This is a genomic window from Anoxybacillus sp. ST4, from assembly GCF_019448545.1.
Taxonomy (GTDB): Bacteria; Bacillota; Bacilli; order Bacillales; family Anoxybacillaceae; genus Anoxybacillus; species Anoxybacillus pushchinoensis.
Map to the genome: position 1 here is coordinate 1 of NZ_JAHZOE010000042.1, position 12706 is coordinate 12706.

The 12706-nt window shown below is 42.7% G+C and carries 14 protein-coding genes and 1 pseudogene; all 15 read left to right on the plus strand.

Going from position 1 to position 12706, the window contains the following annotated elements:
- Positions 1-146: 146 nt before the first annotated feature.
- Positions 147-662: pseudogene (locus K1I44_RS14315) on the plus strand (FMN-binding negative transcriptional regulator); the annotation flags it as partial.
- Between the two features lie 93 nt (positions 663-755).
- Positions 756-1844, plus strand: a complete 1089-nt coding sequence (locus K1I44_RS14320) for an NAD(P)H-dependent flavin oxidoreductase (protein ID WP_219986549.1) — start codon at positions 756-758, stop codon at positions 1842-1844.
- A gap of 334 nt (positions 1845-2178) precedes the next feature.
- Positions 2179-3435 (plus strand): urea ABC transporter substrate-binding protein, encoded by a 1257-nt coding sequence (gene urtA / locus K1I44_RS14325; RefSeq protein WP_219986550.1) that lies wholly within the window; start codon positions 2179-2181, stop codon positions 3433-3435.
- Between the two features lie 59 nt (positions 3436-3494).
- Complete coding sequence (urtB, locus tag K1I44_RS14330; RefSeq protein ID WP_219986551.1) at positions 3495-4394, plus strand: urea ABC transporter permease subunit UrtB; 900 nt, start codon at positions 3495-3497, stop codon at positions 4392-4394.
- An 11-nt stretch (positions 4395-4405) separates the two neighbouring features.
- A complete protein-coding gene (urtC, locus tag K1I44_RS14335; protein ID WP_219986552.1) occupies positions 4406-5479 on the plus strand; it encodes an urea ABC transporter permease subunit UrtC in 1074 nt (357 codons plus the stop codon).
- Positions 5436-6185, plus strand: a complete 750-nt coding sequence (urtD, locus tag K1I44_RS14340; RefSeq protein WP_219986553.1) for an urea ABC transporter ATP-binding protein UrtD — start codon at positions 5436-5438, stop codon at positions 6183-6185. Before urtC ends, urtD begins: the two co-directional genes overlap by 44 nt.
- Positions 6179-6880 (plus strand): urea ABC transporter ATP-binding subunit UrtE, encoded by a 702-nt coding sequence (gene urtE, locus K1I44_RS14345; RefSeq protein WP_219986554.1) that lies wholly within the window; start codon positions 6179-6181, stop codon positions 6878-6880. Before urtD ends, urtE begins: the two co-directional genes overlap by 7 nt.
- A 34-nt stretch (positions 6881-6914) precedes the next feature.
- Entirely contained in the window at positions 6915-7217 is a 303-nt protein-coding gene (locus K1I44_RS14350) for an urease subunit gamma (protein ID WP_219986555.1), read from the plus strand.
- A 12-nt stretch (positions 7218-7229) separates the two neighbouring features.
- Entirely contained in the window at positions 7230-7565 is a 336-nt protein-coding gene (locus tag K1I44_RS14355) for an urease subunit beta (RefSeq protein ID WP_066324207.1), read from the plus strand.
- A complete protein-coding gene (ureC, locus tag K1I44_RS14360) occupies positions 7562-9271 on the plus strand; it encodes an urease subunit alpha (RefSeq protein WP_219986556.1) in 1710 nt (569 codons plus the stop codon). Before K1I44_RS14355 ends, ureC begins: the two co-directional genes overlap by 4 nt.
- An 11-nt stretch (positions 9272-9282) precedes the next feature.
- On the plus strand, positions 9283-9732 hold the full coding sequence (gene ureE / locus K1I44_RS14365) for an urease accessory protein UreE (RefSeq protein ID WP_219986557.1): 450 nt from the start codon (positions 9283-9285) through the stop codon (positions 9730-9732).
- Positions 9722-10396 (plus strand): urease accessory protein UreF, encoded by a 675-nt coding sequence (locus K1I44_RS14370; protein ID WP_219986558.1) that lies wholly within the window; start codon positions 9722-9724, stop codon positions 10394-10396. The genes ureE and K1I44_RS14370 overlap by 11 nt, the downstream gene beginning before the upstream one ends.
- A 26-nt stretch (positions 10397-10422) precedes the next feature.
- Positions 10423-11037, plus strand: a complete 615-nt coding sequence (gene ureG / locus K1I44_RS14375; RefSeq protein WP_042535387.1) for an urease accessory protein UreG — start codon at positions 10423-10425, stop codon at positions 11035-11037.
- Positions 11034-11849: an urease accessory protein UreD gene (locus K1I44_RS14380; protein WP_219986560.1), complete on the plus strand. Its 816-nt coding sequence runs from the start codon at positions 11034-11036 to the stop codon at positions 11847-11849. The genes ureG and K1I44_RS14380 overlap by 4 nt, the downstream gene beginning before the upstream one ends.
- Positions 11850-11872: 23 nt before the next feature.
- Positions 11873-12499 (plus strand): HoxN/HupN/NixA family nickel/cobalt transporter, encoded by a 627-nt coding sequence (locus tag K1I44_RS14385; RefSeq protein ID WP_219986559.1) that lies wholly within the window; start codon positions 11873-11875, stop codon positions 12497-12499.
- The last annotated feature ends 207 nt before the right edge of the window (positions 12500-12706 follow it).

A 12706-nucleotide genomic window follows, 5' to 3' on the forward strand; every position in this document is an offset into this window, starting at 1 on the left:
TGTGTCTTCTGTTGGCAGGCGAAACGATCGATCGAGTTCTTTCCGCTACCTAGGGCATTTTCTATGACCGAAATGCCCTATTTGTGCTGGGCTTTTTTATACACTAGCACTGGGGTGAATAGTTACCACGTGCAGACGGTAAACCATTTGCGACCCATTTGCCATTTCTGTTAGAGGAAAATAATCATGCGTTATGGAGCCATATGGCTAAGCAAAATCCTCAATGGGAGAATTTGAACAACAGTGAAGTGTTTGTCGTTTTCCCTGGTCCGCATGCGTATATTTCACCTACTTGGTATAACGAACCCAATACCGTTCCCACTTGGAATTATGTAGCCGTCCATGTGTACGGAACATTTCAGTTAATCGAAGATAAAGAAATGATGAAACACCTTTTAGAAAAAACCGTCGATTTTTACGAATCATCGATGCCTACTCCTTGGAAAGTAGAATTCGATGATTTTATCGAACATCTAATGGAAGGAACGGTTTGTTTTAAAATCAACATCCAAAAAATTGAAGGGAAATGGAAACTGAGCCAAAACCATTCGATCCAAAGGCAGCAAAACTTGATCAAAGGATTGAAAACGGTCGATCACTACCATTCAAAAGAAATTGTAGCGCTCATGGAACAAAATATTTCACAGGAAGAGGAAAGATAGATAAATATCACATGAATAATAGGTGCACATGTAACAAGTATCTATAGAATAGAGTGAAAATAGGAATATATAAAAGTTAAGGAGTAAAATGATATGTGGAATCATACAGAAGTAACAAATAAACTATCAATCAAATTTCCAATTATACAAGCAGGAATGGCGGGCGGGATCACGACGCCCGAACTTGTTGCTGCTGTATCAAATGCAGGTGGTCTAGGGATGATCGGAGCCGGTTATATGACACCGGAAAAATTAGAATCGGATATTCAAAAAATAAGGGAATTGACTTCAAAACCTTTTGGCGTTAACCTGTTTGTTCCTGAAAATCCGGTTGTCATTCAAGAGGAAATTGAAAGAGCAAATCAACTGCTCGAACCCATCCGCCAAAGGTTGGGAATCGAAAAAAAGAATGATGTTCCGCAAATCAACACCTCTGTTTTTGATGAACAGGTTCAAATCGTTTTAAAATACGAAGTCCCTGTCTGCAGTTTCACATTCGGTATTCCCCAAAGAGAAATCATTCATCAATTAAAGAAGAATGGCGTGATCACAATTGGAACAGCCACAACAGTAAAAGAAGCTATCATGAATGAAGAGGCTGGAATGGATATGATTGTCGTCCAAGGTAGTGAAGCTGGGGGACATAGGGGGAGTTTTGCACAATCTGTTGATCACTCCATGATCGGAACAATGGCTCTTATTCCGCAAGTAGCGGATCATGTTTCCATTCCGATGATTGCAGCTGGGGGGATCATGGATGGCAGAGGAGTGTTAGCTTCGCTTGTATTGGGAGCGCAAGCCGTTCAAATGGGAACCGCCTTTGTTACTTGTATCGAAAGCGGAGCGAATGAACTACATAAAAAAGCGATATTAAACGGCACCGAAGAACAGGCGGTCATCACTTCGGCATTCAGTGGTAAGCCAGCAAGGGGAATAAAAAATGAATTTATCATAAAAATGAAAGAACATGAGGCTGTTTTGCCAGCCTATCCAATTCAACATATGCTCACCCAGGATATTCGGTCGGAAGCCGCAAAACAGAAAAATAACGAGTGGATGTCGCTTTGGTGCGGGCAAACTCCTCGACTAAGCAAAAATTTGCATGCGGCAGAACTAATCGAAATGATCGCAAATCAAGTAGAAACAATAATAACCCTATTCAATAATGGGGATTCTGAATAAACCAATAATTTTAAGGCCGAAAGATTTATGATCTCTCGGTCTTTTTTTGTAGTTTTCCACTCACCAAGAAATATATGATGTTAGATTTTGTAACAAAAAAAATCAAAATATACTATATTTTTCTGAATTTTTCGTTGACTTAACCAAAAAGGTTATGTATACTGTTAGAGAATATAACATTAATTGTTATGAAATATAACAAATAGGAGGTGAAGAAAAAAGGAATCTTCTCACCGCCATGAGAAGATTCCCACAAATCAGGCATTACATACGTCGGTATGTGCCTGATTCTAATTATATCATAAATAATTAGAATCTTGTAAGGGGTGTTTACATGAGGTTAAAAGGGAATGGATTGAAATGGCTCAGTTTGCTTTTATGCGGAAGTTTATTGGCACTGAGCGGATGTGCTGCATCATCGGCAGTCGATGAGGCGAAAGAAAAGAAGAAAGAAAGCAGTACATCGGAAACAAGCGACACTGTCAAAGTAGGGATACTTCACTCATTGAGCGGCACGATGGCGATCAGCGAGGTATCGCTGCGAGATGCGGAATTAATGGCGATTGAAGAAATTAATGAATCTGGTGGTTTGCTAGGGAAAAAAATTGAACCTGTCATAGAAGACGGCGCCTCAGACTGGCCAACGTTTGCGGAAAAGGCGAAAAAGCTGCTACAGAAAGATAAAGTAGTGACAATCTTTGGCGGATGGACATCAGCGAGCCGCAAAGCGATGCTTCCGGTCGTCGAACAAAATAATGGATTGCTTTGGTATCCAGTCCAATATGAAGGGATGGAGTCTTCACCAAATATTTTTTATACAGGTGCCACGACGAACCAACAAATCGTTCCAGCGGTAAGCTGGTTGTTACAAAATAAAGGAAAGAAATTTTTCTTGCTTGGTTCGGATTATGTGTTCCCGCGCACGGCGAATAAAATTATTAAAGCCCAATTAAAAGCAGAAGGCGGGCAATTGGTTGGTGAAGAATATACGCCGCTTGGCCATACAGATTATAGCACGATTATTAGCAAAATTAAAGACGTGAAGCCAGATGTAGTGTTTAACACGCTCAACGGGGACAGCAATGTCGCGTTTTTTAAACAATTAAAAGATGCCGGGATTACAGCGAAAGATTTAACGGTTATGTCTGTGAGCATCGCCGAAGAAGAAATTCGCGGAATTGGCGGTGATGTATTGGCCGGCCATCTTGCGGTATGGAACTATTTTCAGTCAACGGACACACCGGAAAACAAAGTATTTGTAGAGAAATATAAAGAGAAGTATGGAAAAGACCGCGTCACAGATGATCCGATCGAAGCAGCGTACTTTGCTGTTCATTTATGGGCCGAAGCGGTGAAAAAAGCCGGCTCGTTTGATGTAGATAAGGTGAAAAAAGCAGCTGGTGGCATCGAGTATAAGGCGCCTGGTGGAACGGTAAAAATCGACGGAGAAACACAACATACATGGAAGATTGTGAGAATAGGAGAAATCCAACCGAATGGTCAATTTAAAGAAGTATGGAATTCTGGGGAAGCTGTTAAGCCAGATCCTTATTTAAAAAGCTATCCATGGGCAAAAGACTTGATGAATTAAATACATTTGTGGGAAAGGGGTTATGCTCCTTTCCTCTCCTAAAGAAAGGAGGCATTTCCTTGTCAGTTTTTGTGACACAATTGTTTAACGGTTTAAGCTTAGGTTCGATTATGCTTTTCATTGCCATCGGGTTGGCGATTACGTTTGGGTTAATGGGCGTCATCAACATGGCCCATGGTGAATTGATTATGGTGGGAGCCTATGCGACGTACGTTGTTCAACAATTTTTTGCGCAATATGCACCGAAATCGATGGACTATTATTATATCATCGCTATTCCTGTCTCCTTTTTTGTTTCCGCTCTCCTTGGTTTAGGATTGGAAAAATCGTTAATTCGCCACCTATATCACCGGCCGTTAGATAGTTTACTGGCAACGTGGGGAGTGAGTTTGATTTTACAGCAAATGGCGCGGACGATTTTCGGTGCGCCCAATGTGGCGGTACTTCCTCCTGAATGGCTAGATGGAGGGGTTCGTGTTGCGGGAATGGTGTTTCCGTATAAACGGTTGTTCATTTTAGCATTTGTCGCCGTGTCAATCTTTGCACTTTATATGTATTTAAATAAAACAATAGCTGGCCGAAGAATAAGGGCTGTTACACTTAACCGAGATATGGCCGCATGCCTTGGCATTTCTACGCAAAAAGTAGACGCATACGCTTTTGCGATCGGATCCGGCTTTGCAGGTTTGGCAGGCTGTGCATTAACGCTGCTCGGTCCGATTGGTCCAACGATCGGAACGTATTATATTGTCGATGCATTTATGGTCGTTATTTTAGGGGGAGTAGGAAAATTAATCGGAACAGTTTTAGGGGCATTTGGAATCGGATTGATTGGTACATTGACCGAATATTCGACAAGTGCCACGATGGCAAAAGTGATTACGTTTGCGTTGATTATTGTCTTTTTGCAATGGAAGCCTTCTGGACTGGTGAGCATGAAAACGAGATCACTCGATTAAGGGGGTCAAAAATGATCAAAAAGAACTGGATGTATTGGCTGTTTTTCCTTGCTTTGTTTTTAGCGCCGTTTTATTTAACGGAATTTCGTTTGTCGCTGCTTGGGAAATTTCTTTGTTTTGCGATGATTGCGATCGGCATTTCTTTAATTTGGGGTTATACCGGTATTTTAAGTTTAGGTCACGGTGTATATTTTGGTTTAGGAGCTTATTGTATGGCGATGTATTTAAAACTGGAGGCTTCTGGTGGTCATTTACCCGACTTTATGGAGTGGAGCGGTGTAAACAATCTACCTTGGTTTTGGAAACCGTTTGAACAGCCGGTTATTGCTATTTCTTCCGCCATTATCGTTCCAGTGCTTCTAGCGATGTTTTTAAGCTATTTTACGTTTAGAAATCGAATTAAAGGTGTTTATTTTTCGTTGTTATCCCAAGCGATCGTAGTTGTTTTTGTGACGTTATTTATCGGAAAGCAAGAATGGACCGGGGGAACAAACGGGTTAACGAATTTTTCTACCGTTTTCGGGTTCTCGCTATCTTCTCCTCTTACCCAAATCGTTCTTTATTTATTAACCGTTGTTTTGCTTTTGTCGATGTTTCTTTTCTCGCGCTGGTTAACGGGGAGTCGATTCGGTCGGGTGCTTGTTGCGATTCGGGATAGTGAAAACCGGGTCCGCTTTTTAGGATTTAATCCGACTACGTATAAAGTGTTTGTGTATAGCCTTTCCGCTGCTTTTGCCGGAATAGCAGGAGCGATGTTTGTGCTGCAGGTAGGACTTATTTCTCCGGCAATGATGGGAATTATTCCTTCCATTGAAATGGTGCTATGGGTTGCCGTTGGCGGAAGAAGTTCGTTAATCGGAGCGATCATCGGTGCCATTGTGACGAACGGTGCGAAAAGCTTTTTTAGCGAAAATTATCCTGATATATGGCTGCTGTTTTTAGGGGGATTATTTATTGCTGTTGTGCTGTTCTTGCCAAACGGGCTAACAGGCGTATATCAGTCTGTTAGACAACGAAAAAAACAAGGGGAAGTGAGAGCAAATGAAGCCAGTTCTCATGTGCTGCAACGTGTCAGTAGATTTTGACGGGTTTTATGCGTTGCAAGGGGCAGATTTGAACGTTTATCCACATGAAGTCCGATTTTTAATCGGGCCAAACGGAGCGGGAAAAACGACGCTATTAGATGTGATTTGCGGTAAAACAAGGGCAAGCAGCGGAAAAGTGTTATTTTACTCACACGATATTACCGATATGCCGGAACACAAAATTGTACGGATGGGCATTTCTCGGAAATTTCAAAGCCCATCGATTTTTCATCCGTTGACCGTATGGGAAAACATGGAGCTTGCTTTAAAACAAGATCGCGGGCTATTTGCTGTTTTACGGGCAAAAATGTCAGAAACAGATCGAGATAGGATCATCACGTTATTACAACGTATCGAATTACTAGATTATGCTCATCAAAAGGCTGGTTCTCTTTCACACGGCCAGAAGCAGTGGCTCGAAATCGGCATGCAGCTGATTCAGTCTCCTCAGCTGTTGCTGCTTGATGAACCGATTGCAGGAATGAGTGCTGCGGAACGGGAACACACAGGGGAATTGATCCATGAAATTGCCCGTGATTGTGCAGTTGTGATTGTCGAACATGATATGGATTTTGTGCGGCGTTTTTCAAAGCAAGTGACGGTGATGCATGAAGGGAAAGTATTGTGTGAAGGGACGATGGAGGATATTCAGCAAAATGAAAAAGTAGTGGAAATTTATTTAGGAAGAGAGGAGAAAGCGTGTTAAGCGTTCGAAATGTGACAGCCGGATATGAACAAAGCGTTGTGTTAGAAAACGTAAGCATGGACGTACAAAAAGGATGCGTGACGGCAGTGCTCGGGCGAAATGGTGTCGGAAAAACGACGCTTATGAAAAGCATCATCGGATTGATCAAACCGATGAGGGGCAACATCGAATGGGAAGATGAGGATATTACATCATTGCCGCCGGAACAGAGGGTAAGAAGAGGAATAGGCTATGTTCCACAAGGAAGGGAAATTTTTTCGACATTAACCGTCGAAGAAAATTTATTGTTAGGATTCGAGGCGCTTCCTAAAAAAATCAATTCGTCACATGTTTTAGAAGAGATTTATGAATTATTTCCTATATTAAAAGACATGTTGCATCGAAAAGGAGGAGATTTAAGCGGCGGGCAACAGCAGCAGCTTGCCATTGCCCGCGCGCTGATTGGACAGCCAAAGCTGCTTTTGCTTGATGAACCGATGGAAGGCATTCAGCCATCGATCGTACAACTGATTCGTGATGTTATCATGAAAATTGCAAAAGAAAAAATGGTCGGAATTGTACTTGTCGAGCATAGCCTAGATTTAGCTTTTTCATGCGCCGACTACTTTTACATTTTCGATCGCGGCATAGTTGTTGCGCAAGGGCATGTGAGTAAAACGAGCATGAGTGACGTTCAGCGGTTTTTAACTGTATAAGTCGAGCGTAATGAATAAGGAAGGTGGGAGAATATTGAAATTAACTGCACGTGAACAGGAGAAGTTGCTTATTGTCGTTGCAGCGGATCTCGCACGCCGCCGGAAAGAAAGAGGGTTGAAGTTAAATTATCCCGAAGCAGTCGCGTTTATTACATATGAAATTTTAGAAGGTGCGCGAGATGGGCGTACGGTGGTGGAGTTAATGCAATACGGGACAACGATTTTATCTCGCGATGATGTAATGGAAGGGGTGCCGGAAATGATTGAAGACATACAAGTGGAAGCGACATTTCCCGACGGCACAAAGCTCGTGACGGTTCATCAGCCAATTCGTTAAAGGGGGGATACCATGATTCCAGGAGAATATTTGTTAAAAGAAGATACGATCGTTTGTAATCGTCATAAACCGATTACAAAACTGGTCGTGACAAATCGTGGAGATCGTCCGATTCAAGTTGGATCTCACTTTCACTTTTTTGAAGTGAACTCGTTTCTTGAATTTGATCGCCAAGCGGCGTATGGGAAACACTTAAATATTCCGGCAGGGACGGCGGTGCGCTTTGAGCCAGGGGATGCGAAGCAAGTGGAACTAGTCCCGTTTTCCGGGGAGCGCCGTGTTTACGGATTGAATCAGTTAGTCAACGGGCCGCTTGATGAAGGTGAGAAAGGGGGAGTCATGCGATGAGTTTTCAAATGTCACGGCAACAATATGCAGATATGTTCGGGCCGACAACAGGCGATTGTGTTCGTTTGGCTGATACCGATTTATGGATCGAGATTGAAAAAGATTTTACCGTTTATGGTGATGAAGTCAAATTCGGCGGCGGGAAAGTGATTCGTGACGGAATGGGACAGCATCCGCTTGCCACACGTTCGGAATCGATGGATTTAGTGCTGACAAATGCGATCATTGTTGACTATACGGGAATTTATAAAGCCGATATCGGCATTAAAGATGGGAAGATTGCGGCGATTGGGAAAGCGGGTAATCCGTTGTTGATGGACGGGGTGAATATTACGATCGGAGCAGCGACGGAAGTTATTGCAGCGGAAGGAAAAATTGTCACCGCAGGGGGAATTGACGCCCATATTCATTTTATTTGCCCGCAACAAATCGAAACGGCTTTGTCATCGGGAATGACGACAATGATCGGCGGCGGAACAGGGCCGGCGACGGGGACAAATGCGACGACATGCACCCCTGGAGAATGGAACATTTATCGCATGTTGGAAGCGGCTGAAGCGTTTCCGATGAATCTAGGGTTTTTAGGGAAAGGGAACGCATCGTCGAAAGAACCGTTAGCGGAGCAAATTCGCGCAGGTGCCATTGGGTTGAAGCTTCATGAAGATTGGGGGACAACAGCCGCAGCGATTGATACGAGCTTGCAGGTCGCTGACGAATATGATGTGCAAGTGGCAATTCATACCGATACGCTGAATGAAGGAGGATTTGTTGAAGATACGTTACGGGCGATTAACGGGCGCGTGATCCACACCTATCATACGGAAGGAGCAGGCGGGGGGCATGCGCCAGATATTATTAAAGTCGCAAGTTTTCCAAATATATTACCTTCTTCTACGAATCCAACGAGACCATACACAAAAAATACGCTAGATGAGCATTTAGATATGTTGATGGTTTGTCATCATTTAGATCCGTCTGTTCCTGAAGATATTGCTTTTGCCGATTCGCGCATTCGGAAAGAAACGATTGCGGCGGAAGATATTCTCCACGATTTAGGCGTCTTTAGCATGATTAGCTCCGATTCGCAAGCGATGGGACGCGTCGGAGAGGTAATTTTGCGAACGTGGCAAACGGCGGATAAGATGAAAAAGCAATTTGGAAAATTGCCTGAGGAGAAAGGAAGAGGCGATAATTTTCGCGTCAAGCGCTACATCGCCAAATATACGATCAATCCAGCGATTACCCATGGGATTCATCAATACGTCGGATCGGTAGAAGTAGGCAAATTAGCTGATTTAGTCGTTTGGCATCCGGCATTTTTTGGTGTAAAACCGGAACTCGTTTTAAAAGGTGGCATAATTGCCCATAGTGTAATGGGGGATCCAAACGCCAGCATTCCAACACCGCAGCCAGTCATATACCGGCCGATGTTTGCGAGCTATGGAAAATCGTTATATAACACATCGATTACATTTGTATCGAAAGCAGCGTTGGAGCTTGAAATTCCACAAAAATTGAATTTGCAAAAAATAATTCGGCCGGTAGAGAATATTCGGAGCTTATCTAAACATGACATGGTGCATAACGACGCGATGCCAACGATTGAGGTCGATCCGCAAACGTACGAAGTAAAAGTGGATGGCAAGCTTATTACATGTGAACCAGCTGAAGTTGTTCCGATGGCACAACGATACTTTTTATTTTGAGGAGGTCAAGCATGATTGTCGAAAAAATTATTGGAAATATCCGAACATTAGATCATTTTCCGCCACACATGGAACGTGTATATATGGATAGCGATGACTTAGTGAAACGAATTCAACGAGTCGTGACGGATCATGGAACCGAAATAGGCATTCGTTTACAAGAGGCAAAGGAATTAACCGATGGCGATATTTTATTCATGAATGAGAAAAACATGATCGTGGTCAGCGTCCTTCCTGATGACTTGTTGGTTATTCGCCCGACATCGATCAAGCAGATGGGGGAAATTGCGCATCAGCTTGGGAACCGCCATTTGCCTGCACAATTCGAAGGAGAAGAAATGCTCGTTCAGTACGACTACTTAGTAGAGCAGCTTTTAAAACAGCTACATATTCCGTATCAACGGGAAAAGCGAAAAGTAAAGCAAGCATTTCGCCATATAGGACATAGCCATGCTGGATAAGCTATTGCCTTTATTGCAACTATGCGATTCCAATTTTCCTTCTGGAGCATTTTCGCACTCCTTTGGATTTGAAACGTACATTTACAACGAAAAAATCAACAACGAGAAAACGTTCCGTGAGGCGCTTTGTGCTTATATTGGAACGCAATTAACGTATATAGACGGCTTGGCATGCCGATTAACGTATGATTTTTTACAGAAACAATCAAAAGATGATGTATGGCGGTTAAATGAAATATTGGCTGCACTTTGTTTGGCGAGAGAAACGAGAGAAGGAACGCGGATGATCGGGGAACGAATGTGGAAGCTTTGCCGTGAAATTTATCCTTTTAAGATATGGAACGATGATAAAGAAAAGCGAGATTACATTCATCCAGCTATTGTGTTTGCGATTGTATGTGATCATTTAAAAATCCCGAAAGATATAACGGTTTTATCGTATTTATATACATCTGTCCAAACGCTTGTTCAAAATGCGGTTCGCGGCATTCCGCTCGGTCAAACTGACGGACAAAAGCTGCTCGTTTTTGTCCAACCTTATCTCATTGAAGCGGTTCAAACCATTGATGCTTTAACCGAAGAAGATTTAGGGGCTGTAACGCCGGGGCTAGAAATTGCCCAAATGCAGCATGAACAGCTTTCCGTCCGCTTATTTATGTCTTAATGTTAAAAAAGGAGATGGAATAAAAGATGGAACCAGTAAGAATTGGAATTGGGGGCCCGGTTGGTGCTGGAAAAACGATGCTTGTTGAAAAGCTGACGAGGGCGATGCATCGTGAGTTCAGCATCGCCGTTGTAACGAATGATATATACACAAAGGAAGATGCGCAGTTCTTAGTGAAGCATAGTGTATTGCCGGAAGATCGGATTATCGGGGTGGAAACAGGGGGATGTCCGCATACCGCCATTCGTGAAGATGCTTCGATGAATTTTGCGGCAATTGATGAGTTGAAAAGACGACATCCGGATGTTGACCTTATTTTTATTGAGAGCGGTGGGGATAATTTGGCCGCTACGTTCAGCCCCGAGCTTGTTGACTTTTCGATTTATGTCATCGATGTGGCGCAAGGAGAAAAAATCCCGCGTAAAGGTGGACAAGGAATGATTAAATCCGATCTATTAGTGATTAATAAAATTGATCTTGCTCCTTATGTCGGGGCTAGTTTAGAAGTGATGGAAAGAGATGCAAAAGCGGCACGCGGAACGAAACCAGTTATTTTTACGAATTTAAAAGAAGAAATTGGATTGGATGAAGTGGTCGAATGGATGAAAAAGCAAGTATTATTGGTAGGGTTAGAGGAATGAACTGGTCGGGCTTGTTGCAATGTACGGCCGTGGAGAAAAATGGCCGTACGATTGTTTCTGATTGCTATTATGAAGGGGCTTTTAAGCTAGCCCGGTCCATCTATCTTCACCCTTCCCAGCCAACGATTTACTTGATGCATGTAGGAGGAGGGTATGTCGACGGAGACCGATATAAGACGGAGATCTCTTTGCAAAAACAAGCAAGGATGATTGTGACAACGCAGTCGGCAACGAAAATTTATAAGACGGTGAAGATGCCGGTACAACAATATACATCGTTTTTCCTTGATGATCAAAGCGTGCTCGAATTTTTCCCTGATCCGGTTATCGCTTATGAAAAAGCGAAATTTTATCAAGAGACGACTGTGTATATGAAAGAAAGTGCGACGTTTATATATGGAGACATTATAACGCCTGGCTGGTCAGAAAGCGGAGATCTGTTTCGCTACGACTGGATTCGTTCGAAATTAAAGATCTATCACGAAGGTCATTTAAAGTTATTCGATCACCTTTATTTAGAACCAAGAAAAGGAATTACTGACATTTTTCAAATGGAAGGTTATACTTATATCGGATCTCTTTTTGTCGTTAGTCCTTTGATCACCAAGGACGTTCTTAAAAAATTGGAAAAGATTGCAGCGCATTTCCCTAACGAAGCCCATTTCGGATGGTCGACTCCGGCCATACCGGGGCTTGCTGTTCGTATTTTAGCCCGTGAAACGTACATCATTGAAGTCATTTTTCAACTCATCCACCAATTGATTCGAGAGGAATGTTTTCAGGAAGGACCGATTTTTTTAAGGAAGTACTAAAAAGAGAAGGGGATGGAACATTAGTGAACACCGTATGGCCGACATTGCTTTTTGGATTTATTTTAGGGCTCAAACATGCCACAGAGCCGGACCATGTCATTGCTGTATCAACGATTGCCAGCCGCACAAAGAAGCTTTCGCTTTCGTCACTTGCGGGGATTTTTTGGGGAATTGGCCACACCACAACATTATTTGTCGTCGGAATGATCGTCATCGGGCTGGAACAACAAATACCGGAAACCGCAGCGATGTGGCTGGAACTAGCGGTTGGAGTGATGATTGTCGTTTTAGGGATTACGAGTTTTCGCTCAGCGTACGTAGTTTCTAGCAAAAAAGAAGTAGATATAAGTCATTTGCATCTGAAGTCTACGATGATTGGTATTGTTCACGGGTTAGCCGGCAGCGCCGGAATGGTGCTTTTGACGTTAACGACTGTCGATACACGGTTACAAGCGGTATTATTTATATTGATATTCGGCGTCGGAACGATTATGGGAATGATGCTGTTTACGACATTTCTCGGTTTACCATTTATTTGGATGAAACGTAAACAAATAGTTTACCAGTTCACCATCAAAGCCGTTTCGTTGATTAGTATCGTATATGGTTTATATTATATGTATCGCATAAGTAGTGAAATCATTGTTTAATGTGATGCCATTTGACTCGTTTGCATGGTTCAAAGCGACAAGCATTGAGCAAGTTCAGCGTGTTGATTCACCAATTAGAACTATATACATGCACTTTAAGATGATGACTTCTGTATGAACACCTTTTTCCATGGTTATACTGCTCCTAAATACCCACGTATAAAAGGAGCGGAAAGGACATGAAACGTCTTAAAATTACAAATGATC

Excerpts from the sequence above, each read along its gene's own strand:
- urtC (WP_219986552.1), top strand. The coding sequence starts at position 4,406 with ATGATCAAAAAGAACTGGATGTATTGGCTGTTTTTCCTTGCTTTGTTT.
- K1I44_RS14380 (WP_219986560.1), top strand. The coding sequence starts at position 11,034 with ATGAACTGGTCGGGCTTGTTGCAATGTACGGCCGTGGAGAAAAATGGC.
- ureG (WP_042535387.1), top strand. The coding sequence starts at position 10,423 with ATGGAACCAGTAAGAATTGGAATTGGGGGCCCGGTTGGTGCTGGAAAA.
- K1I44_RS14355 (WP_066324207.1), top strand. The coding sequence starts at position 7,230 with ATGATTCCAGGAGAATATTTGTTAAAAGAAGATACGATCGTTTGTAAT.
- urtA (WP_219986550.1), top strand. The coding sequence starts at position 2,179 with ATGAGGTTAAAAGGGAATGGATTGAAATGGCTCAGTTTGCTTTTATGC.
- K1I44_RS14320 (WP_219986549.1), top strand. The coding sequence starts at position 756 with ATGTGGAATCATACAGAAGTAACAAATAAACTATCAATCAAATTTCCA.
- urtD (WP_219986553.1), top strand. The coding sequence starts at position 5,436 with ATGAAGCCAGTTCTCATGTGCTGCAACGTGTCAGTAGATTTTGACGGG.
- K1I44_RS14370 (WP_219986558.1), top strand. The coding sequence starts at position 9,722 with ATGCTGGATAAGCTATTGCCTTTATTGCAACTATGCGATTCCAATTTT.
- ureC (WP_219986556.1), top strand. The coding sequence starts at position 7,562 with ATGAGTTTTCAAATGTCACGGCAACAATATGCAGATATGTTCGGGCCG.
- ureE (WP_219986557.1), top strand. The coding sequence starts at position 9,283 with ATGATTGTCGAAAAAATTATTGGAAATATCCGAACATTAGATCATTTT.